This window comes from Thiomonas intermedia (genome assembly GCF_002028405.1).
In the GTDB taxonomy this organism is placed as follows: Bacteria; Pseudomonadota; Gammaproteobacteria; order Burkholderiales; family Burkholderiaceae_C; genus Thiomonas; species Thiomonas intermedia.
In genome coordinates, this window is the sequence record NZ_CP020046.1 from 276287 (window position 1) to 300829 (window position 24543).

Here is a 24543-nt window from a genome sequence, read left to right on the forward strand (position 1 = left end):
CGCAGACCGCCCGCGCACAGGATGCGCGACGCGCGAAGGACTTGTTCAGCGTTGCCCTCTGAGCGCATGCCATCGCCCTCAGGCCGTGCGATGCCCAGGATGCGGCCCGTTGCGCATCGCGAAAAATCATTTCATCGACCCTGCGACAGCGCAAATCCCGGGGCGATGCGGGCGCGCATCTTGCTTCGCTCTGGCGTTGCACTGATAGCATCAGCCCGCCCTGTTTTCGTGCTCATTCACGCTCCACGCCATGCCGACACGCACCTCCGCCGCACGCAACGCTTCCGATCCCGACGCCGCCCTGTTCGACGACATCCGCCTGCTCGGCCGCCTGCTCGGCGACCTGATCCGCGAGCAGGAGGGACAGGCGATGTTCGACATCGTCGAGACCGTGCGGCAGCTGTCGGTGAAATTTCATCGCGACGGCGATGCCAAGGATCGCCGCGCCCTCGACAAGCTGCTCAGCAGCCTCACGCGCGATCAGGCCGTGAGCGTCATTCGCGCGTTCAGCTACTTTTCCATCCTGGCCAATATCGCCGAAGACCACCATGTGCTGCGGCGCGCCGAACAGGAGGCCGAGCGCCACGCGCCGCCCCAGCGTGACAGCGTGCGCGCCGCGCTCGAAACCCTCAAGGACTCCGGCGTCGAGCGTCAGCAGCTCATGCAGTTCTTCGATCAGGCGCTGATTTCGCCTGTGCTCACCGCCCACCCCACGGAAGTGCAGCGCAAGAGCGTGCTCGATGCCGAGCGCGCGCTGGCCGAGCTGCTGGTCGCGCACGACGCCACCCGGCTGCCGCAAAAGCGCGCCGACATCGAAGACGCCATGCGCGCGCGGGTCGTGCAGCTCTGGCAGACGCGGCTGCTGCGCTACGTCAAGCTGCGCGTGTCCGACGAGATCAAGAACGCGCTGTCGTTCTACAGCACGACCTTCTTCCGCCAGTTCCCCCGCCTGTACCGCGACCTGCAGCGCGACATCGATGCGCTTTTCCCCTCGGGCAAGAAGGACACCGTGGACGCCGCCAGAACCGATCTGCCGGCCTTCTTCCGCATGGGCCACTGGATCGGCGGCGACCGCGACGGCAACCCCTTCGTCACCGCCGACACCCTCAGCTACGCCCTGCGCATGCAGTCGCGCACCGCCATCGAGTTCTATATGGCCGAAGTCCACGCCATCGGCGGCGAGCTGTCGATCTCGGCGCTGCTGGCCAGCGCCAGCCCGGAGCTGATCGCGCTGGCCGAGCATTCGCCCGACCTGTCCGAGCATCGCAGCGACGAGCCCTATCGCCGCGCGCTGATCGGCATGTACGCCCGTCTCGCGGGCAATCTGCGCAAGCTCGCCGGCGTGCAGGCCACGCTGCCCGAAGTGGGCAGCGCCGAGCCCTATGCGAATGCCGACGAGTTCATCGGCGACCTGCGCACCATCCGCGATTCGCTGCGCCAGCACCACGCCGAGCCGCTGGCGCGCGCACGGCTCGACCCCCTCATCCGCGCCGCCGGGGTGTTCGGCTTCCGCCTGGCCACCATCGATCTGCGGCAAAGCTCCGATCAACACGAAGCCGTGCTGCGCGAGCTGCTCGCCGCCGCCGATCTGTGCCCCGACTACAGTCATCTGGACGAAGCCGCCAAGCAGGCCCTGCTCATCCGCTGCCTCAACGACCCGCGGCCGCTGCGCCTGCCGCATCAGGTCTATTCGGAATGGACGCGCAGCGAACTGGCCGTGTTCGATCGCGCCTACAGCGCGCGGCGCGACTTCGGCCCCCGCGCCATCCGCCAATACATCATCTCGCACTCGGAAACCGTCAGCGACCTGCTCGAACTGCTGGTGCTGCAAAAAGAAGCCGGGCTGTTCCACGGCACCTTGAACAGCGCCGAAAGCCATGCCGAACTGCTGGTGGTGCCGCTGTTTGAAACCATCGAAGACCTGCGCAACGCCCCGGCCATCATGCGCGACTTCTACGCCCTGCCGGGTATTGCCGCCCTGGTGCGGCGCTCGGGCGGCGAGCAGGAGATCATGCTGGGCTACTCCGACAGCAACAAGGACGGCGGCTTCTTCACCTCCAACTGGGAGCTTTACTGCGCCGAGGTCGCGCTGGCCGAACAGTTCGAGCAGCTCAAGACCGAGCATTGCATCACCCTGCGGCTGTTCCACGGACGCGGCGGCACGGTGGGACGCGGCGGCGGCCCGAGTTTCGATGCCATCCTGGCGCAACCCCCGGGCACGGTCAACGGCCAGATCCGGCTGACCGAGCAGGGCGAGGTCATCACCAGCAAGTACGGCAACCCGGACATCGGTCTGCGCAACCTCGAAACCCTGGTGGCCGCCACGCTGCAGGCCACGCTGCTGCCGCAGACCAAGGCCGTGAGCGCGCCCCCGCAGAAGTTTCTCGACGCCGCGCGGGCGCTGTCGCAGGCGTCGATGGCGGCCTATCGCAAGCTGGTGTACGACACCGAGGAGTTCACCGACTATTTCTACGCGGCCACGCCCATCTCCGAGATCGCCGAGCTCAACATCGGCAGCCGTCCCTCTTCACGCAAGGCCACCCGTGCCATCGCCGATCTGCGCGCCATTCCCTGGGGATTTTCCTGGGGCCAGTGCCGCGTCGCCCTGCCCGGCTGGTATGGCTTCGGCAGCGGCGTGCAGGCCTTTCTCGACGCCCAGCCCGACGGCCACAAGCTGCTGCAGCGCATGGCCAAGCAATGGCCCTTCTTCGCCACGCTGCTCTCCAATATCGACATGGTGCTGGCCAAGGCCGACATGCGCGTGGCGCAGCGCTATGCCGAACTGGTGCCCGACGCCAAAACCCGGCAGAAGGTGCTCAAGGCGCTGCAGCGTGAATGGCAGCTCACCACCGAGATGCTCACCGCCATCACCGGCAATGCCGAACGCCTGAGCGACAACCCCACGCTCAGGCGCTCGATCCACGCCCGCTTTCCCTACATCGATCCGCTCAACCACCTGCAGATCGAACTGATCTACCGCTTCCGCGAAGGCCAGACCGACGAGCGCACCAAGCGGGGCATCCACCTGAGCATCAACGGCATCGCCGCGGGGCTGCGCAACACGGGCTGAGACCGGCCTGAGCCTTGCGCCCGGGCCTTACGCCGTCCAGCCGCGCAAAGCCTCGACGGTCGCGTCGAAGCCGATCTGAATCGACTCTTCGGCGCGGCCGAACTCCAGAAAGCGGATATCCGCCAACGGAGGACGGATCAGCAGATCCGGCGGCTCGATCCGCAGACGGCTCTCGGTGATGTGCATCTCCATCACATTCACCGAGGCCAGCAACACCTCGAACACATTGGGCAGCGCCTCGCCCCTTGCCGCCCAGCGCGAGAACTGATCCTTGATGGGCGCGCTCTGCGCGGCCAGGCGGCTTCTGAGATCGCCCATCACATGACGGTACTCGGCAACCCAGCGACCGCCGGCCTCCTGGGGCGGAGATTCGGCGACGGCCTTCCTCGATCTGGCCCGCCGCTTGAGCCGGCCATCCACCACGCCGTGATTGAGATCGACCGCGATCACCCGGTCTGCGCCCATCGCGCGAACCACGCTCACCGGAACCGGATTGCTCAGGCCCCCGTCCACCAGAACCCGCCCTCCCGCGCGCACGGGCGTAAAAATTCCGGGAACGGCGATGCTCGCACGCACCGCGTCGATCACATCGCCCGAACGCAACACAACCTCGGCGCCACTGCGCAGATCGGTGGCGATGGCGGCGAACCGGACCGGCAGAGCCTCGATGCGCGTGTCGGGCAGATGCTCGCGCACCAGCGCCGTCACCTTGGCGCCATCGATCAGACCCGCGCGGGGGAACACCACATCGAAGAACGAGAGCGTCTTTCGCCAATCGAAAGTCTTGAACGTGGCCTCCAGCCCGTCAGTGCTGCCCGAAGCGGCAACCGCGCCCACCAGGGCCCCGATGCTGCAGCCCGCGATGATGTCCACCTCGATGCCGGCCTCGGCCAAAGCCCGCAGCACCCCCAGGTGCGCCATGCCGCGCGCGGCACCGCCGCCCAGCGCCAGACCCAGTCGCGGGCGCCTGGGGCTGGCAGCGGCCGGCGCGGAAATCGTCTTCTTGTCCATCGCGCAAGAATACGAGCAAGTCTCTCAGTTTCCGCTCAGTCGGGCAGACGACAATCCGCACCACCCGACCGAAATTTCCTGGCGAACGGACCCATGCGCATTCTCCTTGTCGAAGACGATCCCATGCTGGGCGCGGCCACGCGCGAGGCCCTGCGCGATGCCACGCATGCGGTCGACTGGGTACGCGACGGCGCCTCGGCCCTGTCCGCGGCACAGGACGGCACCTACGAGCTGATGCTGCTCGATCTCGGTCTGCCCAAGCGCGACGGTCTGTCGGTCCTGCAGACCCTGCGCCAGGGCGGTCACACCCTGCCGGTGCTCATCCTCACCGCGCGCGACGGCCTCGAAGACCGGGTGCGCGGGCTCGATCTGGGGGCCGACGACTACCTGGTCAAACCCTTCGAGAGCGCCGAACTGCTCGCCCGCATGCGCGCCGTGGCACGGCGGCAAGGGGGCCAGGCGCAGCCCGTGCTGAGCAATGGCGTGGTCGACCTCGATCCCGTGACACGCGAGGTGCGCTTCCAGGGCCAGACGCAGCGCCTGACCGCGCGCGAATACGCCCTGCTCCACGCGCTGCTGCTGCGGCCCGGCGCCATTCTGTCGCGCAGCGAGCTGGAAGACCGCATCTACGGCTGGAACGAGGAGGTGGAGAGCAACGCCGTGGAATTTCTCATCCACAGCCTGCGCAAAAAACTCGCCCCCGAGGTCATCAAGAACGTGCGCGGCGTGGGCTGGCTGGCGCCCCGCGCAAACGACGCCCCCGACGGGGAACCGGCGCCGTGAAACCTCTGATGGCGTTGCGCCGCTGGGCCGCACGATCGCTGCTGCGCAGGCTGTGGCTCTGGATGACCGTCAGCGTGATCGTCGTCGGCCTGGCCACGACCGCGCTCTCCTACCTGTTCGGTTACCAGGAGGCCAATGAACTGCAGGACGCCCAGTTGCGCCAGATCGCCAGCCTGGTTCACCACTGGGGCGCTTTGCCCGACAGCGCGCTCAGCCCGGCCCGTGCCGCCACGCATAAAGATGAACGCATCGTGGTGCAGCGACTGGGCGCCGTGGGCGGGCTGAACCTTCCGGCCACGTTGTCCGACGGCATGCACGATGTCCACAGCTCCGGCCACCACTGGCGCGTCTTCGTGCGCGACGGCCCCCAGGGCCGCATCGCCGTGGCGCAGCGATTCGATGTGCGCACCGACGCGGCCATCGACAGCGCGCAGCGCACCCTGTATCCGCTGCTGGCGCTCATTCCGCTGCTGGCCCTGCTCTCGGCCGTGGTGGTCAGACGCGCGCTGCGGCCGCTGCGCCGACTTTCGCAGGGCGTCGATGCCCGCAGCGAAACCGATCTGCAGCCGCTGCCCGAAACCGACGTGCCGCACGAAATCCGCCCCTTCGTGCGCTCCATCAACCGCCTGTTGCAGCGGCTGGACACCTCGATGGAACAGCAGCGCCGCTTTGTCGCCGACGCCGCCCACGAGTTGCGCACGCCCATTGCCGTGCTCAGCATGCAGGTGGACAACCTCAAGCCGCTGCAACTCGAAGCCCAGTCACGCGAACGCATCGGCGCCCTGCAGCAAGGTCTGCGGCGGGCCCGCAACGTGGTGGAGCAGTTGCTCAGTCTGGCGCGCTCCCAGGGTGGGCAGGCCATGCAGGTGCAGTCCTTCGACCCCGAACGCGTCGTGCGCGAGGTGATCGCAGACCTGCTGCCCCTGGCCGAAAGCCGCCAGACCGATCTGGGCCTCGACCGGGCCGATCCGGCCCCGCTGCACGGCGACCCCGATCAGCTCTACACCCTGCTGCGCAATGCCGTGGACAACGCCCTGCGCTACACCCCGGCGGGTGGGCGCGTGGACTTGCGGATTCTGCACCGCGGCGACCAGGTCGTGATCGAGGTGCAGGACAGCGGCCCGGGCATTCCGGCCGATCAGCTGCAGCGAGTATTCGACCCGTTCGTGCGCCTGCCCGGCACCGAGGGCGAGGGCAGCGGCCTGGGCCTGTCCATCATCCGCCAGATCGCACAGCGGATCGGCGGCAGCGTGTCGCTCGAAAATGCGCCCGAAGGTGGCCTAATTCTGCGCTACAGACAAAGCCTCACTTCGGCCGGATCAGTCTGAAGTCAAAGGCCATGCGGACCTTGCCGGGATCGAAGCGCAGAAAAGAGGCGTAGGCCGTGCGGGCACTTGGGAATCGAGGCCCTTTGCGCTCGAACCCACGCCCCACCCCGACCCTCCCCACAAGTGGAGAGGGAGTAAACACGCCTGCCCCACACCGTGAGGCAGGTTGGTAGGAGGAGATGCCCACCCCGACCCTCCCCACAAGTGGAGAGGGAGTAAACACGCCTGCCCCACACCGTGAGGCAGGTTGGTAGGAGGAGATGCCCACCCCGACCCTCCCCACAAGTGGAGAGGGAGTAAACACGCCTGCCCCACGCCGTGAGGGAGGTTGGGACGGCTTGCGCAGATCGCGCGCAGCGCTGTTTACTCCTCCCCCACGTCGTGGGGGAGGTTGGGAGGGGGAGACGCCCAACGCCCAGGAAGACAGCGCCATCACACCGGCTGCACCCGGTAGATCTTGGCCGAATCGCCGTCGGAGACGAGGTAGAGCGCGCCGTCCGGTCCCTGGCGCACATCGCGGATGCGCTCGCCCAGGTCGGTGAACAGCGCCTCGCGCGCCACCACCCGTCCGCCATCGAGTTGCAGACGCCATAGCGCCTGCCCGGCCAGCGCGCCGACGAACAGGTTGCCGTGCCATTGCGGAAACAGGGCGCCGGTGTAGAACGCCATGCCGCAGGGCGCGATGGAGGTCGGCACCCAGTAAGTCACCGGCGGCTCCATGCCGGACGCGCTGGTCGCACCGCCCACCGGCGGGCATTGGCCCACCGGGGCGCCGTATTCGCAGCCATAGGAAATCTTCGGCCAGCCGTAGTTGCGACCGGCGCGGGTGATGTTGACTTCGTCACCGCCCTGGGGGCCGTGCTCGTGAGTCCACAGTTCGCCCGTCTGCGGGTGGATGGCCGCGCCCTGCACATTACGGTGGCCGTAGCTCCAGATCTCTGCGCGAACCCCGGCACGGCCGACGAAGGGGTTGTCCGGCGGCACACTGCCGTCGGCGCGCAGGCGCACCACCTTGCCCAGAGTGTTGGACAGATCCTGCGCCGCGTCGCGCTGGCTGAAGCGGTCGCCCAGGGTGATAAACAGGGTGCCGTCGGGGGCGAAAACCAGCCGCGAACCGAAGTGCGCGGTGCTGTCGATCTTGGGCGTCTGCCGGAAGATCACCTGCACATCCGTCAGACTCGACCCGTCGGCGGCCAGCACCCCACGCGCCACGGCGGTGCCATTGCGCCCGGACTCCGCGCCCGTGCCCGCCTCGGCATAGCTGAGATAGATGCGCTGGTTGGTCGCAAAGGCCGGATCGAGCGCCACGTCGAGCAGACCGCCCTGCCCGCGCGCGTCCACCGCGGGCACCCCAGCCACGGGCGCCGAGAGAGTGCCCTCCATGGACACGATGCGTAGAGAGCCCGTGCGTTCGGTCACCAGCATGCGGCCATCGGGCAGAAACACCAGCGCCCACGGCCGCGACAGGCCGCGGGCCACGATCACCGCGCTGGCTCGAACGGCGGGCAAAGCGCCCGTCTGCGAGGGCCCGGAGGCCGCGGCCGCCGGCGTTTCGCCCCACACCACCACGACCGCCCCGCCGCCGCAGGCGCCCAGCACGGTACTACCCAGGCCCGCGCCCAGCCAGCGCAGGGCGTGGCGGCGCGTGGGCAGGGAGGGATGCGATGGCGTTCTCATGATCGGCTCCTGGTTGATTGATTCGGCAGGTTGAAGTTTGAAACTGCGCTGCGCCGCTCCCCACCCCGGCCCTCCCCACAAGTGGAGAGGGAGCAAAACCGCCCCTCCTCCGCCTGCGGGGGAGGTTGGGAGGGGGAGGCCGTTACATGGCAGCCCACGCCCTTTCATCCTTCCCGACGCCAGATCAATAGGCCACGGCGTCAAGCCCGCTGCTGCGCATCGGTGTCGTGGTCGTCGCCGCCGCCGAACACCCGCTGCCGCAACAGTCCGAGCTGGTCGCGCACCCGCGCGGCCTGCTCGAATTCGAGATTGCGCGCATGCTCGATCATGCGCTTTTCCAGGCGCTTGATCTCGCGCGCCACGTCCTGCGCGTTGTCGATCTGCAGTTCCGCGATTTCACGCTCCACGCTGCCGGCGCGCAAGCCCTTGCCCGGGGTCTGCACCACGCCGTCGATCAGATCGCGCACCGATTTGTTCAGCGCGGTGGGCGTGATGCCATGCTCGGCGTTGAAGGCGGTCTGCTTGGCGCGGCGGCGCTCGGTTTCGTCGATGGCGCGGCGCATCGAATCGGTGACGCGGTCGCCGTACAGAATGGCCATGCCGTTCACATTGCGCGCGGCCCGGCCGATGGTCTGGATCAGCGAGCGGGTGGAGCGCAGAAAGCCCTCCTTGTCCGCATCAAGAATGGCCACCAGCGACACCTCGGGAATGTCCAGCCCCTCGCGCAGCAGGTTGATGCCCACCAGCACGTCGAAGGTGCCCAGCCGCAGGTCGCGCAGAATTTCCACGCGCTCCACGGTGTCGATGTCGGAGTGCAGATAGCGCACCTTCACCCCGTTCTCGTCGAGGTAGTCGGTGAGTTGCTCGGCCATGCGCTTGGTCAGGGTGGTGATGAGCACGCGCTCGCCCTTGTCCACCCGCAGCCTGATCTCGCCCAGCACGTCGTCCACCTGGCTGGTGGCCGGTCGCACCTCGATGAGCGGATCGACCAGCCCCGTGGGCCGCACCACCTGCTCCACCACCTGGTCGGCGTGCTGCTCCTCGTAGTCTGCGGGCGTCGCCGAGACGAAGATCACCTGCCGCATCTTGCGCTCGAATTCGGCGAACTTGAGCGGCCGGTTGTCCAGCGCCGAGGGCAGCCGAAAGCCGTACTCCACCAGGGTCTGCTTGCGCGCGCGGTCGCCGTTGTACATGCCGTTGAACTGCCCGATGAGCACATGGCTTTCGTCGAGGAACATGATGGCGTCTGGCGCCAAGTAGTCCACCAGCGTGGGCGGCGGTTCGCCCGGCGCGGCGCCCGAGAGATGGCGCGAGTAGTTCTCGATGCCCTTGCAATGGCCGATTTCGGTGAGCATTTCCAGATCGAAGCGGGTGCGCTGTTCCAGCCGCTGCGCCTCCACCAGCTTGCCCATGCCGGTGAGTTCCTTGGAGCGCTCGCGCAGCTCCTGCTTGATGCCCTCCGCGGCTTCGAGCACCTTCTCGCGCGGCGTGACGTAGTGCGAGCTGGGATAGATGGTGAAGCGCGGAATCTTCTGCCGCACCACGCCCGTGAGCGGGTCGAACAGGCTCAGCGACTCGATCTCATCGTCGAACAGCTCGATGCGCACCGCCAGCTCGGCGTGCTCGGCCGGAAAGATGTCGATGCGGTCGCCGCGCACGCGGAAGGTGCCGCGGGTGAAATCCACCTCGTTGCGCTGGTACTGCATGCGCACCAGTTGCGCGATCACGTCGCGCTGGCCCATGCGGTCGCCAGTGCGCACGGTCAGAATCATGGCGTGATAGTCCGCCGGGTTGCCGATGCCGTAAATCGCGCTGACGGTGGCCACGATCACCACGTCGCGCCGCTCCAGCAGGCTCTTGGTGGCCGACAGCCGCATCTGCTCGATGTGCTCGTTGATCGCGCTGTCCTTCTCGATGAACAGGTCGCGTTGCGGCACATAGGCCTCGGGCTGGTAATAGTCGTAATAGCTGACGAAATACTCGACCGCGTTTTTCGGAAAGAACTCGCGGAACTCGCTGTAGAGCTGTGCGGCCAGCGTCTTGTTGGGCGCAAACACAATGGCCGGACGCCCCATGCGGGCGATGAGATTCGCCATGGTGTAGGTCTTGCCCGAGCCAGTCACGCCCAGCAAGGTCTGGTAGCTCAGCCCGTCGCCCACGCCTTCGGCAAGCTGGGCGATGGCCGTGGGCTGGTCACCCGCCGGCGGATAGGACTGGTACAGACGGAACGGCGAGTCGGGAAAGCTGACGAACTTGTCCGGGTCGAGCGTGGCAACGGGTTTCGGAGCGGACATGGGCGGAGGGTCGTGAGATGGGAAGGTCGTCAGAAGCGCCGTCGGCCGCGCGCCACAGCGCGGCGGCCGACGCGGCAGCCCGGGCGTAAAATCGTCCCGCTTTGCAGCGTCTATTGTCCCGCAAGCCTGGTTTTTCCGTCACTCAACTGCCCCTCCCATGACCCAGTCGCTTTTTTCCCGCGTGGAAATGGCCCCGCGCGATCCCATCCTCGGCCTGAACGAACAATTTGCTGCTGACCCCAACCCCAACAAAGTCAATCTGGGCATCGGCGTCTACACCGACGCCGACGGCAAGCTGCCGCTGCTGGCCTGCGTGAAGGCAGGCGAGGCCCAGCTCATGCAGGCGCCCAAGCCGCGCGGCTATCTGCCCATCGACGGCATCGCCGCCTACGACAAGGCGGTGCAGGGTCTGGTGTTCGGCGCCGACCACGAGGCCGTCACCTCCGGCCGCATCGCCACGGTGCAAGGCCTGGGCGGCACCGGCGGCCTGAAGGTCGGTGCCGACTTTCTCAAGCGCATCAACCCCGACGCGAAGGTGCTGATCTCCGACCCGAGCTGGGAAAACCACCGCGCGCTGTTCGAGGCCGCGGGCTTCAGCGTCGGCACCTATCCCTACTATGACGCCGCCCAACAGGGCGTGAATTTCGACGCCATGCTGGCCGCGCTGAACGCCGCCGCCGCGGGCACCATCGTCGTACTGCACGCCTGCTGCCACAACCCCACCGGCTACGACATCAGCCCGGCACAGTGGGACCAGGTGATCGCCACCCTCAAGGCGCGCAACCTCGTGCCCTTCCTCGACATGGCCTATCAGGGCTTTGGCGAAGGCATCGCCGAAGACGGCGCGGTCATCCAGCAATTTCTCGCCGCCGGGCTCGACTTCTTCGTCGCCACCTCCTTCTCCAAGAGCTTCTCGCTCTATGGCGAGCGCGTCGGCGCCCTGAGCGTGGTGTGCACCAGCAAGAACGAGGCCGGCCGCGTGCTGTCGCAGATCAAGCGCGTCATCCGCAGCAACTACTCCAACCCACCCACCCACGGCGCGCAGATCGTCGCCACCGTGCTGTCGTCGCCCGAACTGCGCGCGCAATGGGAGCAAGAGCTCGCCGGCATGCGCGACCGCATCCGCGCCATGCGCAGCACCCTGGTGGACAAACTCGCCGCCGCCGGCGTGAAGGGCGATCTTTCCTATATCACCCGCCAGAAAGGCATGTTCAGCTATTCAGGCCTTTCAGCCGGCCAGATGGAGCGCCTGCGCACCGAATTCGGGGTGTATGGCGTTTCCACCGGGCGTATCTGCGTGGCGGCGATCAATCTGCACAACGTGGATTACATCGCCAAGTCGATTGCGACGGTGATGCAGTCATAATCAAACTGCAGGTCGGCGCTGGATTAAGCAGGGTCGGCTTGCAGTGTAGCGTTGATAAATATGAATGGCGCATCAATGCCCATGAAAACATTGAAACTAAGCAGTATAAAATGGTTTAGATTTCCCGCGAGTAAACGCGAAATTTAATATATAGACCTCAGAACAAACAAACAAATAGAAAACCAGATAGCCCAAAAATGCACTAGTAGAACCCGCCATGGCAAACTACAGAAATGTTGCACGCGTATATTACAATGCTTTTGAGTGGCCGGGCTGGCGCCACATTTTAAGATCCTGGGCATTTTGGTTCTTTCTTGCTAGCCTCGCAATTTTTATTTACACTTTCTTCATTCTTTCCGTCGAGGCGTCAACAAAATTATCAAGAATCCGACACATCCCGCACAACGAACGCCTGTTGATAATAATCGCAACTGAGATTCTATGCTTGGGCTCGTGGTTTGTATTCCAATTCAAAAAATACACCTACCTACTTAAGCGAGCACAGAGATCACAAGATTTGCGCGATGCCCCTCTTCGACTACTCAAACGACACGCCCTATCCACATACCTGCAAGTGCGTTCAACGGAATTCGCTGATATTGCAAAAAAGATTGGAGCCGCTGCCGCATTGGAGCAGTCAGTCGCCGACCCCCGAGATTATTCGCTCAGGGCAATTCTCGGATACATCTATTCGCCAGACTCCAAGCCGAGGATATACACACTACTTGGCGCGCTAATCGCCATCATCACCGCGTTAAGCATAAAAAATGGAGCCTCCTTAGCGGGTATAAAAAACTGGTACAGCGGATATTCGGCATTAGCCCTCCTATTAACCGATTTCCTAATATCGATTCTGATAGGGCTTCTTTTTGTAATTGTGAAGCACGCCATTTCATTCATAACAATATCCATCGATGTATTCACAACACAGATGGACGGAAAGCGAGGAGAGAGTCAACACATGACAAACTACCTTATACGAGACTTATTGCGACTCCACACTGCAATCCACCTCAAAAGCCCAGCACATGTGACATCCGATCGAGGGAACAAAAGGGCTCAGGCCTAGCTACGTAACATCTCCCCAAGTGCTCCCACCCCATGCCGCTTGACCTCCCGCCACCACAAGCCATGCTAAACACAAGCGAAAACGGGGTCAGGTCTAGATTCGTAGCATTTTCCCGTGCGTCAGAAGCGCTTACCATTGCCCCACATCCGGAGTCATGACCAGCAAATTCCCTGGTGCGCAGAAGCCCCGACCCGGCTAAAATTTGTGCGTCGCAACAAGAACGAGTCGGAGCCCATCATGGTGTATGACCTGTATGAAACCCAGCGCGCCATGATGCGCCCGCTGGCCGACTTTGCCGAAGCCGCCGCCAAGTTTTACGCCAACCCCATATGGCCCGCGGTGCCGCACACGGTCACCCAGCGCGTCTCGGCCAGCTATGACCTGATGCACCGGCTGCTGAAGGACTACGAGAAGCCGTCGTTCGACATCGACACGGTTTCCATTCAAGGTAAGGCGGTGGCGGTGCAGGAACGGGTGGTGATGGAAAAGCCGTTCTGCCGTCTGTTGCGCTTCAAGCGGTTTTCCGACGATGCCGCACTGCTGGGCAAGCTCAAGGACGATCCGACCGTGCTGATCGTCGCGCCGCTTTCGGGTCACCATGCCACGCTGCTGCGCGACACCGTGCGCACCATGCTGCAGGATCACAAAGTGTTCATAACCGACTGGAACGATGCCCGCATGGTGCCCACCGAACAGGGCCGTTTCAGCTTGGACGACTATGTGGCCTATATCCGCGAGTTCATCGCCGCCATCGGCCCCGACGTGCATGTGATGTCGGTCTGCCAGCCCACGGTGCCGGTGCTGGGGGCCATTTCCCTGATGGCCAGCGCGGGCGAGATGGCGCCGCGCAGCATGATCATGATGGGCGGGCCCATTGACGCGCGCAAATCGCCCACGGCGGTGAACAACCTGGCGATGAACAAGAGCTACGAGTGGTTCGAGAACAATGTGATTTACCGCGTGCCCGCCAACTATCCCGGCGCGGGCCGGCGCGTCTATCCCGGGTTCTTGCAGCACAGCGGCTTCGTGGCCATGAACCCCGACCGCCACCTCACGTCGCACTACGACTATTTTCTCGACCTGGTCCGCGGCGACAACGATGACGCCGAAGCGCACCGCCGCTTCTACGACGAGTACAACGCCGTGCTCGACATGGACGCCGACTACTACCTTGACACCATCAAACTGGTATTCCAGGACTTCGGCCTAGTCAACGGCACCTGGAGCGTGGCGGGTCAGCCGGTGCGCCCGCAAGACATTCACCGCACGGCCCTGCTGACCATCGAAGGCGAACTCGACGACATTTCCGGCGCCGGGCAGACCGAGGCTGCGCACGACCTGTGCAGCGGCATCGCCTCGGTCAGCCGCCAGCATTACGTCGCCGAAGGTGCGGGGCATTACGGCATTTTCTCCGGGCGTCGCTGGCGCGAGAAGGTCTATCCGCAGGTGCGCGACTTCATTGCCGCGCACCCCCACGGCGCTGCGGGCGAGCCGCCGCGCAAGACCGTGCGCAAGCCCGCAGCCGCCTGATCCGCTCAACCGCCATGCCCATCGCGACCGGCGCGCTGGCCGCGCAAATCGACGCGCTCCTGCCGCAGACCCAATGCACGCGATGCGGCTATGCCGACTGCGCCGCCTACGCCCAGGCCATCGCCGACGGACAGGCGGAAATCAACCGTTGCCCGCCTGGTGGCGAACAGGGCATCCAAAGACTGGCTGAGCTGCTGGCGCGTCCCGCGCCGGCGCTCGATCCGTCTTGCGGCGCCGAGGGCCCTCGCGAGCAGGCGGTGATCGACCCCGGCCAGTGCATCGGCTGCACCCTGTGCATTCAGGCCTGTCCGGTCGATGCGATCGCCGGCGCCTCCAAGCGGATGCACACCGTCATTGCGTCATGGTGTACCGGCTGCGCGCTCTGCCTACCGCCCTGCCCTGTTGATTGCATTCGCATGATGCCGCTGAGCGATGCCGCTCTGGCGCCCCGTACAGGCTGGGACGCCTGGACTGCGGCGCAGGCGAGCGAGGCGCGGGCGCGCTATGCCCGACATCTCGAACGCCATCCTCGCGCTCTCGCCCAGGCAGCTGCGGCAGAGCAAGCCCAGACCGACGCGCCCCAGACCGCGCCGCCGCCTCTGCCGACCGTGCCCGCGGACGACGCGGCCGAGCGCAAGGCCGCGCTGCTGCGGGCGGCGCTGGAGCGGGCGCGCCAGCGCCAGCGGCCCGGCACCTGACCTTCGCCTGACCTTCTTTACCCCTGAAAATCCGCGATATGACGACAAAATCCAGCAAATCCTTGCAAACCTTCCCGAATCCGGCCCCCGCGCGTGACTATCACATCCACATGCAGATCCCCGAATTCACCTGCCTGTGTCCCCTGACCGGACAGCCGGATTTCGCCCGCTTCGACATCGACTTCATCCCCGACAAGAAGTGCGTCGAACTCAAGAGCCTCAAGCTGTATATGTGGAGCTACCGCGACGAGGGCGCCTTCCACGAGAAAGTGACCAACACCATCCTCGACGATCTGGTCAAGGCCATGTCGCCGCGTTTCCTGCGGGTGACCGCTCGCTGGTATGTGCGCGGCGGCATCTACACCAATGTGGTGGTCGAACATCGCAAGCGCGGCTGGAAGCCGGCGCCCCGGGTAGATCTCACCTCGTTCGACGTCGCCGAACCCGCCGCGAATTGACGCTGCGAAAGGCGCCGCTCAAGACTTGAGCGGCGCCGCAGGCTGAATGCGCAGAATGGCGTTCAGCCCGGTGACCAGCACCGAACCATCGGCCAGCGCCTGCACGCCGTAAGGCAGATGCAGTTCTCCGGGCAGGGCGCCCGTCACGACTTTCTCATTCGATCCGGTGCCGGCCAGGGTGGACACGGCACCGTCAGGGGCGATGCGGCGTACCCGGTTATTGCCGGCATCTGCCACGATCAGGCTGCCATCGGGCGCGAACGACAGGGTTTGCGGATGCAGGAACAAAGCCTCCCTGGCGCTTCCGTCGGCGAAGCCACCCTTGCCGGGCTGGCCGGCAAACGTGGTTACGCTGCCATCGGGCGTGATTTTGCGAATGACGTTGTTGAAGTATTCGCTCACGAACACATGGCCCTGCTTGTCCAAGGCGAGGCCGACCGGCGTGTTGAAGCGCGCGCGGTTGCCCTGGCCATCGCGCCAGCCGGTGTCCCCGGGAGAGCCGGCCAGCGTGCTGACCTGACCCTGCGGACTGATGCGGCGCACGGTGCTGTTGTAGGCGTCGGCCACGTAGAGCACGCCCTGCGCGTTGACGCCCAGCCCGACGGGATGGTTGAAGCGCGCCTGCGCCCCCGGCCCATCGGCGAAGCCTTCGACTTCCAGCTTGCCCGCCAGAGTGCTCACCCGACCCTGACGGTCGAGGCGGCGCACGGTGTTGCTGCCCGAGTCGCTGATGTAGACGATACCGTCGGCGGCGACGGCCACGCATTCCGGCGAATAGAACCTCGCCTTGAGCGCCGGGCCGTTGCGCGCATCGCGCTGCTCCACCTGGCCCGCGATGAGGGTCACCTGGCCGTCCGTACCCAGCTTGCGCACCACGCTGTTGACATAGTCGGCCACGAACACATTGCCCTGCGCATCAACCGCCATGCCACGCGGATCGTGAAACCGGGCCTGCAGAAAGCTGCCCGCGTCATACGCGCCGGGGCCGATGGCGCCTGAAAACACCTCCATCGTCGCGGTCGCCTGCGTTGCCGCGCGGGCGGACGTCTGAAGATGAGGCACAAGGCCAGCGCCAAAGACCACGGCCCCGGCGGATTGAATGAACTGTCGTCGCTGCATGGATGTCAGGAAGAAAACGCCCGCGTCGGTCGCACGGGTCGGATGCAAGATAACCATGAGCTTATTCCACCTCGCCCAAGCCTGCAGGCCTGCGATTCTCAAGTCCGACAGGCTCTTATTGATCTGGCCTGGAGAAATATGAACGGGTGATGGGCCTCGCCATGCAGGCTCCTCCCCCTCCCAACCTCCCCCACGACGTGGGGGAGGAGAAGACTGCGCTACGCGCGATCTGCTTAAGCCCCTCCCAAGCTCCCCCACGCTGTGGGGGAGCCGTGTTGGCTCCCTCTCCACTTGTGGGGAGGGTTGGGGTGGGGTGCCGTTTCAGCCCTCAACGTGCCGGATCAATAGGTTCCGCGCCGATCAACCAGCGCGCGTGCGATCGTGCCCAGGTCGACATATTCCAGTTCGGCTCCAGCGGGTACGCCGCGGGCCAGCCGGGTGACGCGCAGGCCGCGTGGGCGCAGGGTTTCCGCGATGACGTGCGCGGTGGCCTCGCCCTCGTTGGTGAAGTTGGTCGCCAGAATGACCTCGTCCACCTCGCCGTCGAGCGCGCGGGCCATGAGGCGGTCGAGGCCAATCTCTTTCGGCCCCAATCCGTCGAGCGGGCTGATGCGGCCCATGAGCACGAAGTACAGCCCGCGGTAGGTCAGAGTCTGCTCCACGGCGGCCAGATCGGCCGGGGTTTCGACGACGCAGAGCTGGCGCGCGTCGCGCCTGGGATCTGCACAGATGCTGCACACCGTGTCTTCGGTGAGGGTATTGCAGCGGGTGCAGCGCTGGACTGCGCCCAGCGCAGCGTCGAGCGCACGCGCGATGTGCTGCGCCGCCTCGCGGTCGTGCTCGAGCAGGTGGTAGGCCATGCGCGACGCCGACTTCGGGCCGACGCCCGGCAGACGCCTGAGGGCGTCGATCAGGGCGTCGAGTGCCGGAACGTGGCCCGGGGCGGCCTCATGCATAGCGCGCAGCCGATCAGAACGGCAGCTTCATGCCCGGCGGCAGAGGCATGCCAGCCGTGGCCGCGCCCATTTTTTCCTGGGAGGTGGTTTCGGCCTTGCGAACGGCGTCGTTGAAGGCAGCCGCCACCAGATCTTCCAGCATGTCGCGGTCTTCGGCCACCAGGCTGGGGTCGATGTTCACGCGCTTCACGCCAAATTTGCAGGTCATCACCACCTTCACCAAACCGGCGCCAGACTGGCCTTCCACCTCGATCTGCGCGAGCTCGTCCTGCACGCGCTTGAGGTTGTCCTGCATCATCTGCGCCTGCTTCATCAGGCCGGAGAGTTGTCCTTTGTTGAACATGGGATGTCCTTCAATCAGAAAAGTGAATGGCTGCCCTGGCAGCGGTGCGACATTGTCCGTCAGGCCGACGGCGTCTGCCCCGATGCGGGCATGGGTTTGAGGCTGCCGGGCACGATCTGCGCGCCCAGGTCGTGCATGAGTTGCTGCACCAGCGCATCACCGTGGATGGCCGCCTCGGCGTCGGCCTGGGCGCGGGCCCTGGCGCGTACCTCGCGCTGGGTGGCGCTGTCGATCACCTCGCCCACTTCGACCCGCAGCACCACGTCGTCCCGCCCGAGAGCCTGGCGCACCGCGGCCTGGAGTTTATCGAGCGAGCCCGCGCGGGTGAGCTGTTCGTTGGGCACGCGCAGCAGCCAGTTGGAACCATCGAGCGCGGCCAGCTCGCTCTGCTGGGCCAGCGCGCGGGGCAGGCCCGCCGGCACTTCCAGACGCTGCACCAGCGCGGGCCAGTCGGTGCCGGGCGCGATCTGCAGGGGCGGCTTGATGGCGGCGCCCTGGAGGGACGCGGCGGGCTGGGTGACTGGGGACAGCGCGGGCGCGGCCTGGGCGATTTGAGCTTCGGCCAGCGGGGTCGCTGGCGGCTTGGCCTGCGCCACATAACCGGTAGCGGCCGCATCCTGCGCTGCGTGCATCGCCGCTGCCGGCTCCGGTGGAGCACTCAAGATGGCCGCGCTACGCGGCATGGCCTCGGACGCCGTCTGCACGGAAGGTTTGGCCACCGGCGCCGAGGCCTGCGCGGCAGGCGCCGCCTTGCCTTGAGAGGTCGGCGCCGCGGCACCGCCCCCTTTGGGCAGGGCCAGCCCGCCCGGCGGCACGCTGCCTGCCATGACCGGGGCGAAAGCCAGCAGACGCAGCAGCGTCATGGTGAAGCCGGTGCGGTCGTCCGGCGCGAGCGACAGCTCGTTGCGGCCGTGCAGCACCGTGGTGTAGGCCAGTTGCACCAGCTCCGGGCTGAGCTGCCCGGCCAGGACCGCCAGCGTCTCGTGTTGCGGGTCTTGCGCATCGGCGGCTTCCGGCACGAGTTGCAGCAGCGCCAGGGTTTGCAGCAGCGCCGCCAGTTCTTCCAGCGCGGCACCGAACGACAGGCCGAGCGCTTCCAGCGCGTCGGCCTGGGCGATCATGGCCACGCCGTCCTGCGCAGCCAGGGCCTGCAGGATCTGCAGCAGATCGCTGCGATCGACCGTGCCCAGCATCTGCTGCACCGCGGCGGTTTCGACCCGGCCGGCGCAATACGCCAGGGCCTGATCGGTGAGCGAGAGCGCGTCGCGCATCGACCCGTGCGCGGCGCGGGCAATGAGGCGCAGCGCGGCATCTTCCGCCGGCACGTTCTCGGCCTGCAGCACCTGCTGCAGATGGTCGACGATGGCCGTGGGCATCATCTGCTTGAGGTTGAACTGCAGGCAGCGCGACAGCACCGTGACCGGCACCTTCTGCGGGTCGGTCGTGGCGAGCACGAACTTCACATAGTCGGGCGGTTCCTCCAGCGTCTTCAGCATGGCGTTGAAGGCGTGGTTGGACAGCATGTGCACTTCGTCGATCATGTAGACCTTGAAGCGGCCGGCCGTGGGTTTGTAGACCGCCTGCTCCAGCAGCGCGGTCATGTCTTCGACACCACGGTTGGAGGCGGCGTCGAGCTCGATGTAATCGACAAAACGCCCGGCGTCGATCTCCGTGCACGCCGGACAGACGCCGCACGGCTGGCTGGTCACACCGCCCTGCCCGTCGGGGCCGGTGCAATTGAGCGCCTTGGCCAGAATGCGCGATACCGTCGTCTTGCCCACCCCGCGCGTTCCGGTGAACAGATAGGCGTGGTGCAGACGGTCGTGGTCGAGCGCATGCGTGAGCGCCCGCACCACATGGTCCTGCCCCACGAGCGAGGCAAATGATTTAGGGCGCCACTTGCGCGCCAGCGCGACGGAGGTCATAAGCCGGATTCTATTGATCCGGCATGGAGAAGCACGCAGGGCTCATGGACAGTGCCGTACAACGACCTCCCCCTCCCAACCTCCCCCACGGCGTGGGAGAGGAGAAAACAGCGCTGCGCGCGATCTGCGTAAGCCCTCCCGACTTCCCCGCGGTGTGCGGGAGGCGTGTTGGCTCCCTCTCCACTTGTGGGGAGAGTCGGGGTGGGGAGGCTCTAATTGCCAAATCAATAGAAGCCTGCACCGCCCCCTTGGCTGAATCCAAAACCACGCTGGCGCCGTAAAGCGGAGAAGCCCGATCACGCTGGCCCGCCGCCCGCTTCGACACCTCGAACCACGTCCCATGCGCCCATCCCTGCCTACTCTGACGCGACTTTGCCAGCGTCTCGCCCTGACCTGCCTCACTCCGCTCATGGTCGCCTGCTCCCCGGTAACCATGATCAACCGACTGACGCCGACCGAGACCTACACCTTCAGCGGCGACATCGCCTACGGCTCCGCCCCGCGCGAGGCGCTGGACATCTATCGGCCGATCGCCAGCACGCGGCGTCGGCCGCCACCCGACGGAGCCCCGGTCGTGGTGTTTTTCTACGGCGGCAGCTGGACCAGCGGTAACCGCGCCATGTACCGTTTCGTCGGCGAAGCGCTGGCCGCACGCGGCATCGTCACCGTCATTGCCGATTACCGCCTCTACCCTGAAGTGCGCTACCCCGACTTCCTGCGCGACAACGCCCGCGCCGTCGCCTGGACGGCGCAGCACATCGCCCATTGGGGCGGCAACCCGCACCAGATCTACCTCATGGGCCACAGCGCCGGGGCCTACAACGCCGCCATGCTGGCGCTCGACCCGCGCTGGCTGCACGCCGTCGGCCTGCGCCGCGCCGATCTGGCCGGGTGGATCGGTCTGGCCGGACCCTACGACTTTCTGCCCATCACCGACCGCGACGTCCAGCCGGTCTTCCATTTCCCCGACTACCCCGCCGACTGCATGCCCATCGACTACGTTCACGACGCCCGCGTGCCGCGCACCTTTCTCGGCGCCGCCCGTGTCGACAGCCTGGTCAACCCCCAGCGCAACACCGTGCAGCTCGCCCGGGCCCTGAAGGCCGACGGCGCCCAGGTGACGCTCGATCTCTACCCAGGCGTCAACCACGAAACCCTGATCGGCTCCTTCGCCACCCCGCTGCGCTGGATGTCGCCCGTGCTCGACGACGTCGTGGATTTCGTGCACGACGCCCCCGGACCGACCACGGCGGCAGCCCTTGCAACCACCCCCTGATCGGCGGCCTTGCGCCGCGCAGGAAGAGCCCCCAAAGTTGTCGCGCGCCCGCACCTGCGGGCTGTTGGGAGACCGCTCATGTCCACCCTCACCCGAACCCGCGCTTGCGGCCCGGCCGCTACGCTGGCCGCCCTGCTCGTCCCGGCAGCGCCCGCCTGGGCCGATCTCGACGCCGCCGCGCTGCGGCTGTGGGGCGGCAACTGGTCCGTGGCCTGCGGCAACACAGCCGCCCCTTATCTGCGGGTGCTGCAGTCCAGTCTCATGGTCGTGGCGCGAAACCGCCAGCTCGCCGGAAGACAGGTACGCCCTGCCTACAGTTACTTCGGCCAGAGCACGCCCGAGAACTTCGATGTCGCCCTGCTCTCCGAGGTCAGACCCGGCGCCGAACTCACCTTCCTGATCTGGCGCGACGCCCGCGGCCCCTACATCGAAATTTCGGGCGACAAAGCCGTGGAAACCGCCTTGGCCCCCGTGCTCGGCAGCGCGATGCGCGCCAAATACCGCGACTGCAACGCCGCGGCAAGGCCGCCCTCGGGCGACACCGCAGCACCCGCGCCGCCACCGCTCCCGGCCCCGGGCGAAGCCGCCAGCCCCACCGATCTGCTGCGCGACCCACGCTTCAAAGCGGCCTACCTCGCCGCGCTTGGCCCGCTGGCGCGCGAGGCTTGGCTGCGCACCCTCAATGGCCCCGCCCCGCCCAACCGCCAGGTACAGATCGACGGCCACACTTACACCCTCTCCGCCGCCTGCAAACCGCACGACTGCGGCGACAACAACCTCGTGCTGCTCTACAACCCGCGCAGCGGCACCGTGCATGGCCGGGTGCTGCAGCAGGGCCGACGCGCCACCCTCATTGGCAAACCGCCGCCCAGGCTCGCCGCCGCGATCGAAACCCTCTGGCGCCAGGAGTGGCGGCAGGGCAGATGACACAGCGCACCTGCCCCCCAAGTAAGGCATAGATGAACCGGCATATCACGTGAAACATGCCGACTGACAGCCCGACATCCCCAAAAATCTAAGTGCTCCCTGTCGCGCCCCATCTCGTGCTGATGGAGGGAGTCGAGCCTGTCAGAGCCCCTCCGCCAGCGGCCCCTCTGATGGCCTCTGCGTCTTTCCCGGGAGTGATGCGCTGCGGACCGCATCCGCTCCAGTTTGCAGCGCCAACGACAGGGAGCTTCGACATGGCGGAGATCGGCATCATCACGGCGGGCGGCAAGCCCATTCATCTGCACGCCTTCAGCGGCATCGTCGTGGACCAGCAAAAATCCACCTACACGCAGGTCAACCGGAGCAATAACGATCAGCAGCAAGTCTCGACCACACATTACAACAAGGTGTTCATCCAGGCCGAGGATGGCGCCGAGCGATCCATAGAGATCGAGGACAAAGGCTTCAGCGCCCGCGCGGGCAACAGGGCGTCGATGATCTGGGGCATACCCGGCCACAAGGACGAAGGCCCCTATCTGGCCGTCATCAATCACGACACCGGCGCGCTGCACACCCTGCGCAAGCCCATCAACGACCTTGCGGGACCGCCGTTCTACAACCTGCTGCTCATCGTCACCGCCATCTTCATTGCCATCGGCGTGTTCGATCTGTTCAGCGGCCACATCGGCTCGGCCATCGCCCTGTTGGCCCTGGGCGGCGGCGGCATCTACTGGATTTTCTCGCGCCAGAAGGCCCTCATCGCCAAGGTGACGGCCGCGGCCCGCGCTCTGCAACCCTGAGCTGAGCGGCCCTATCCCCGCCAGTCCGCGCCTTCTCGGCAGGCGAGGCTGTCGTGGCCGTGACGAGGGGCGCTGCCTCGCCATCCATCGCCAGCGCGGTCTGCGTGGGCGTGGTTGAGGGCGAGCAGGCGGGTGGTGGTGGTGCGGTGGCTTCGGGCACGTCGGGCATGTCGGATGCTACGGAGCTAGACCTGCCCCCGGCTGTTCGCTGTTCCCCGGCTGTTCCGGTTCAATCAGCGTCGTGCCAGTTCAGCCACTGCAGGCCGCTCACACGGGAGAACTCGCGGGTATTGCGGGTGACCAGCCGGGCCTGATGGCGCAGGGCCGTGGCGGCGATCAGGGTGTCGTGCGGGCCGATGGGGGTGCCCGCAGTTTCGAGTTCGATGCGGATGCGGGCGGCATACGCCGCGCAGGCGCTGTCGAACGGTACGCTCTGCAAGGGACGCAGCAAGGCGCTCAATGCCTCCAGGCGGGGCACGGCCGCCTCGGATGGCAAACGCATCAAGCCGTAGCGCAACTCGTATTCGACGATGGACGGCACACCGATGTCGGCCGGGGAAAGGGCCTGCAAGCGGGGCACGACCTGCGGATCGCCACGAAAGTAGTAGCTGATGGTGTTGCTGTCGAGCAGCAGCATGGCGGGCGGTCAGAAATCGAGGCGCGGCACGTCGGCCGGTTGCGGCGGGCGGCCGTCCTCGCGCAAGGGAAAGTCCGCGAATCGCCCGGCCAGCGCGAGGCAATCCTGCGGCCATTCCTGCACGGCGTACTTGCGGATGATGTCGGCCACCCAACGACTTTTCGAGACGCCATTGGCCTGGGCGGCCTGGTCGACAAGCGCCTGAGTGGCGTCATCCAGGTAAAGCGTGATTTGCGACATGGCGATACCTCCTTGCAACCCAAAAACTTATATGTGCAATTATATTTTCATAATCATCCCGCGCAAGGCGGGCGCTCAAGGAAACGCAGGGCTGCCCCAAGTTTCCTTGAGCGCCACGGGGGGCGGGTCGGCGAGCCGACCTTGGAGCACCAGAGATTGAGAATCTTTCGGGTGCGCCCGAAAGGCGTATGAAAACGCCCCAGATCGAGGCGTAAAGCACAGCCATAGCCCAAGCTATGGCGAGCTTTTGCAGCGATGAGCAGAGGTGTTTTGGCGCGCAAGGCGGACATGGCTGAGATGTTCTCAACCTCAGGCTGCCACGGGCTGCGCCGCCGCGCCGCGCGCCAGCCAGCGTTGCAGCGCAGCCAGCAGCAGGCCATACAGCGGCAGAATGCCCAGCACCGCCATCACCAGCTTGACCACGTAGTCGACCATGGCGATCTCCACCCAATGCGCGGCCATGAACGGGTCGCTGCTGGCGTAGAACGCGATGGAGAAGAACAGCACGCTGTCCACCAGGTTGCCCAGCACGCTCGATGCGGCTGGGGCCAGCCACCAGTGACGGCCACCGGCCAGCGTGGCGCGCAGGCGCGAGAACACGAAGATGTCGAGCATCTGCCCCACTGCATAGGCGATGAAACTGCCCAGGGCGATGCGGAACACGAAGACGTCGAATCCGCCCAGCGCCGTCCAGCCGGCGAACGCGCCGTCGTGAAACAGGACGGAGATGACGTAGGACAGCACCAGGGCAGGCAGCATCACCCAGCGCACCACGCGCCGTGCGGGGCCTGCGCCGAGCACCCGCGCGGTGAGATCGGTGGCAACGTACACCAGCGGAAAGCTGAAGGCGCCCCAGGTGGTGTGCAGGCCGAACAGCGTCATGGGCAACTGCACGAGGTAGTTGCTGGCAATGATGATGGCGATGTGCAGAACGGCCAGGGCGGCCACAGTGGCGCGCTGGCGGGCTGCGCTCAGGTTGAGCGTCAAAAGCATGAGACACCTTTTTCGTTGAGCGGCGGGTAAGGGAACCGCCGGG

Annotated in this window: 21 protein-coding genes; 11 read left to right on the forward strand and 10 right to left on the reverse strand. The window is 66.0% G+C overall.

The annotated features are described in order from the left end of the window. Positions 1-250: 250 nt before the first annotated feature. Entirely contained in the window at positions 251-3070 is a 2820-nt protein-coding gene (ppc, locus tag BVH73_RS01340) for a phosphoenolpyruvate carboxylase (protein ID WP_079415428.1), read from the forward strand. A gap of 27 nt (positions 3071-3097) precedes the next feature. On the opposite strand, the gene BVH73_RS01345 is transcribed toward ppc, so the two are convergent. Then, entirely contained in the window at positions 3098-4081 is a 984-nt protein-coding gene (locus BVH73_RS01345) for a patatin-like phospholipase family protein (RefSeq protein ID WP_079415430.1), read from the reverse strand. Between the two features lie 93 nt (positions 4082-4174). On the opposite strand from BVH73_RS01345, the gene BVH73_RS01350 reads away from it, so the two are divergent. Beyond that, positions 4175-4864 carry a response regulator transcription factor gene (locus BVH73_RS01350; RefSeq protein WP_079415432.1) on the forward strand — a complete coding sequence of 230 codons (690 nt, stop codon included), beginning with the start codon at positions 4175-4177 and terminating at the stop codon, positions 4862-4864. Beyond that, a complete protein-coding gene (locus BVH73_RS01355) occupies positions 4861-6192 on the forward strand; it encodes a sensor histidine kinase (protein WP_079415434.1) in 1332 nt (443 codons plus the stop codon). The genes BVH73_RS01350 and BVH73_RS01355 overlap by 4 nt, the downstream gene beginning before the upstream one ends. 432 nt (positions 6193-6624) lie before the next feature. Here BVH73_RS01355 and BVH73_RS01360 read toward each other — a convergent pair whose 3' ends face one another. Together BVH73_RS01360 and uvrB are read right to left on the reverse strand one after the other, a co-directional pair. After that, complete coding sequence (locus tag BVH73_RS01360) at positions 6625-7869, reverse strand: PQQ-dependent sugar dehydrogenase (RefSeq protein WP_079415436.1); 1245 nt, start codon at positions 7867-7869, stop codon at positions 6625-6627. A 200-nt stretch (positions 7870-8069) separates the two neighbouring features. After that, positions 8070-10163: an excinuclease ABC subunit UvrB gene (gene uvrB, locus BVH73_RS01365; protein ID WP_079415438.1), complete on the reverse strand. Its 2094-nt coding sequence runs from the start codon at positions 10161-10163 to the stop codon at positions 8070-8072. Between the two features lie 157 nt (positions 10164-10320). Between uvrB and BVH73_RS01370 the strand changes: the two genes are divergently transcribed. The 5 genes from BVH73_RS01370 (at position 10321) to queF (ending at position 15284) form a co-directional block, all read left to right on the forward strand. Further along, a complete protein-coding gene (locus tag BVH73_RS01370; protein WP_079415440.1) occupies positions 10321-11529 on the forward strand; it encodes an amino acid aminotransferase in 1209 nt (402 codons plus the stop codon). Positions 11530-11746: 217 nt separating this feature from the next. Next, on the forward strand, positions 11747-12598 hold the full coding sequence (locus tag BVH73_RS15970) for a hypothetical protein (RefSeq protein ID WP_154048387.1): 852 nt from the start codon (positions 11747-11749) through the stop codon (positions 12596-12598). Positions 12599-12835: 237 nt separating this feature from the next. After that, a complete protein-coding gene (locus BVH73_RS01380; protein WP_079420218.1) occupies positions 12836-14128 on the forward strand; it encodes a polyhydroxyalkanoate depolymerase in 1293 nt (430 codons plus the stop codon). Between the two features lie 14 nt (positions 14129-14142). Continuing rightward, positions 14143-14826 carry an electron transport complex subunit RsxB gene (rsxB, locus tag BVH73_RS01385; RefSeq protein ID WP_079415444.1) on the forward strand — a complete coding sequence of 228 codons (684 nt, stop codon included), beginning with the start codon at positions 14143-14145 and terminating at the stop codon, positions 14824-14826. Between the two features lie 38 nt (positions 14827-14864). After that, positions 14865-15284 carry a preQ(1) synthase gene (gene queF / locus BVH73_RS01390; RefSeq protein ID WP_079415446.1) on the forward strand — a complete coding sequence of 140 codons (420 nt, stop codon included), beginning with the start codon at positions 14865-14867 and terminating at the stop codon, positions 15282-15284. Between the two features lie 18 nt (positions 15285-15302). Here queF and BVH73_RS01395 read toward each other — a convergent pair whose 3' ends face one another. The 4 genes from BVH73_RS01395 to dnaX form a co-directional block, all read right to left on the reverse strand. Further along, on the reverse strand, positions 15303-16403 hold the full coding sequence (locus tag BVH73_RS01395; protein ID WP_079420219.1) for an NHL repeat-containing protein: 1101 nt from the start codon (positions 16401-16403) through the stop codon (positions 15303-15305). A 341-nt stretch (positions 16404-16744) separates the two neighbouring features. Then, on the reverse strand, positions 16745-17359 hold the full coding sequence (recR, locus tag BVH73_RS01400) for a recombination mediator RecR (RefSeq protein WP_079415448.1): 615 nt from the start codon (positions 17357-17359) through the stop codon (positions 16745-16747). A gap of 13 nt (positions 17360-17372) precedes the next feature. Then, positions 17373-17702 (reverse strand): YbaB/EbfC family nucleoid-associated protein, encoded by a 330-nt coding sequence (locus BVH73_RS01405; protein WP_079415450.1) that lies wholly within the window; start codon positions 17700-17702, stop codon positions 17373-17375. Between the two features lie 59 nt (positions 17703-17761). Beyond that, positions 17762-19627, reverse strand: a complete 1866-nt coding sequence (dnaX, locus tag BVH73_RS01410; RefSeq protein ID WP_079415452.1) for a DNA polymerase III subunit gamma/tau — start codon at positions 19625-19627, stop codon at positions 17762-17764. 340 nt (positions 19628-19967) lie between these two features. On the opposite strand from dnaX, the gene BVH73_RS01415 reads away from it, so the two are divergent. The 3 genes from BVH73_RS01415 to BVH73_RS01425 all read left to right on the forward strand — a co-directional run bounded on the left by BVH73_RS01415 (position 19968) and on the right by BVH73_RS01425 (position 22630). Next, positions 19968-20903: an alpha/beta hydrolase gene (locus BVH73_RS01415; protein ID WP_079415454.1), complete on the forward strand. Its 936-nt coding sequence runs from the start codon at positions 19968-19970 to the stop codon at positions 20901-20903. A 78-nt stretch (positions 20904-20981) separates the two neighbouring features. Next, positions 20982-21830 (forward strand): Ivy family c-type lysozyme inhibitor, encoded by an 849-nt coding sequence (locus BVH73_RS01420; protein ID WP_079415456.1) that lies wholly within the window; start codon positions 20982-20984, stop codon positions 21828-21830. A 254-nt stretch (positions 21831-22084) separates the two neighbouring features. Next, positions 22085-22630, forward strand: coding sequence for a hypothetical protein (locus BVH73_RS01425; protein WP_079415458.1), 546 nt, complete (start codon positions 22085-22087; stop codon positions 22628-22630). A 229-nt stretch (positions 22631-22859) separates the two neighbouring features. On the opposite strand, the gene BVH73_RS01430 is transcribed toward BVH73_RS01425, so the two are convergent. From BVH73_RS01430 to BVH73_RS01440, 3 genes are all read right to left on the reverse strand, one after another. Beyond that, positions 22860-23267, reverse strand: a complete 408-nt coding sequence (locus BVH73_RS01430; RefSeq protein ID WP_079415460.1) for a type II toxin-antitoxin system VapC family toxin — start codon at positions 23265-23267, stop codon at positions 22860-22862. 9 nt (positions 23268-23276) lie between these two features. Beyond that, positions 23277-23507, reverse strand: coding sequence for a ribbon-helix-helix domain-containing protein (locus BVH73_RS01435; protein WP_079415462.1), 231 nt, complete (start codon positions 23505-23507; stop codon positions 23277-23279). A 309-nt stretch (positions 23508-23816) separates the two neighbouring features. Then, on the reverse strand, positions 23817-24500 hold the full coding sequence (locus BVH73_RS01440; protein ID WP_079415464.1) for a 7-cyano-7-deazaguanine/7-aminomethyl-7-deazaguanine transporter: 684 nt from the start codon (positions 24498-24500) through the stop codon (positions 23817-23819). Positions 24501-24543 lie beyond the last annotated feature (43 nt).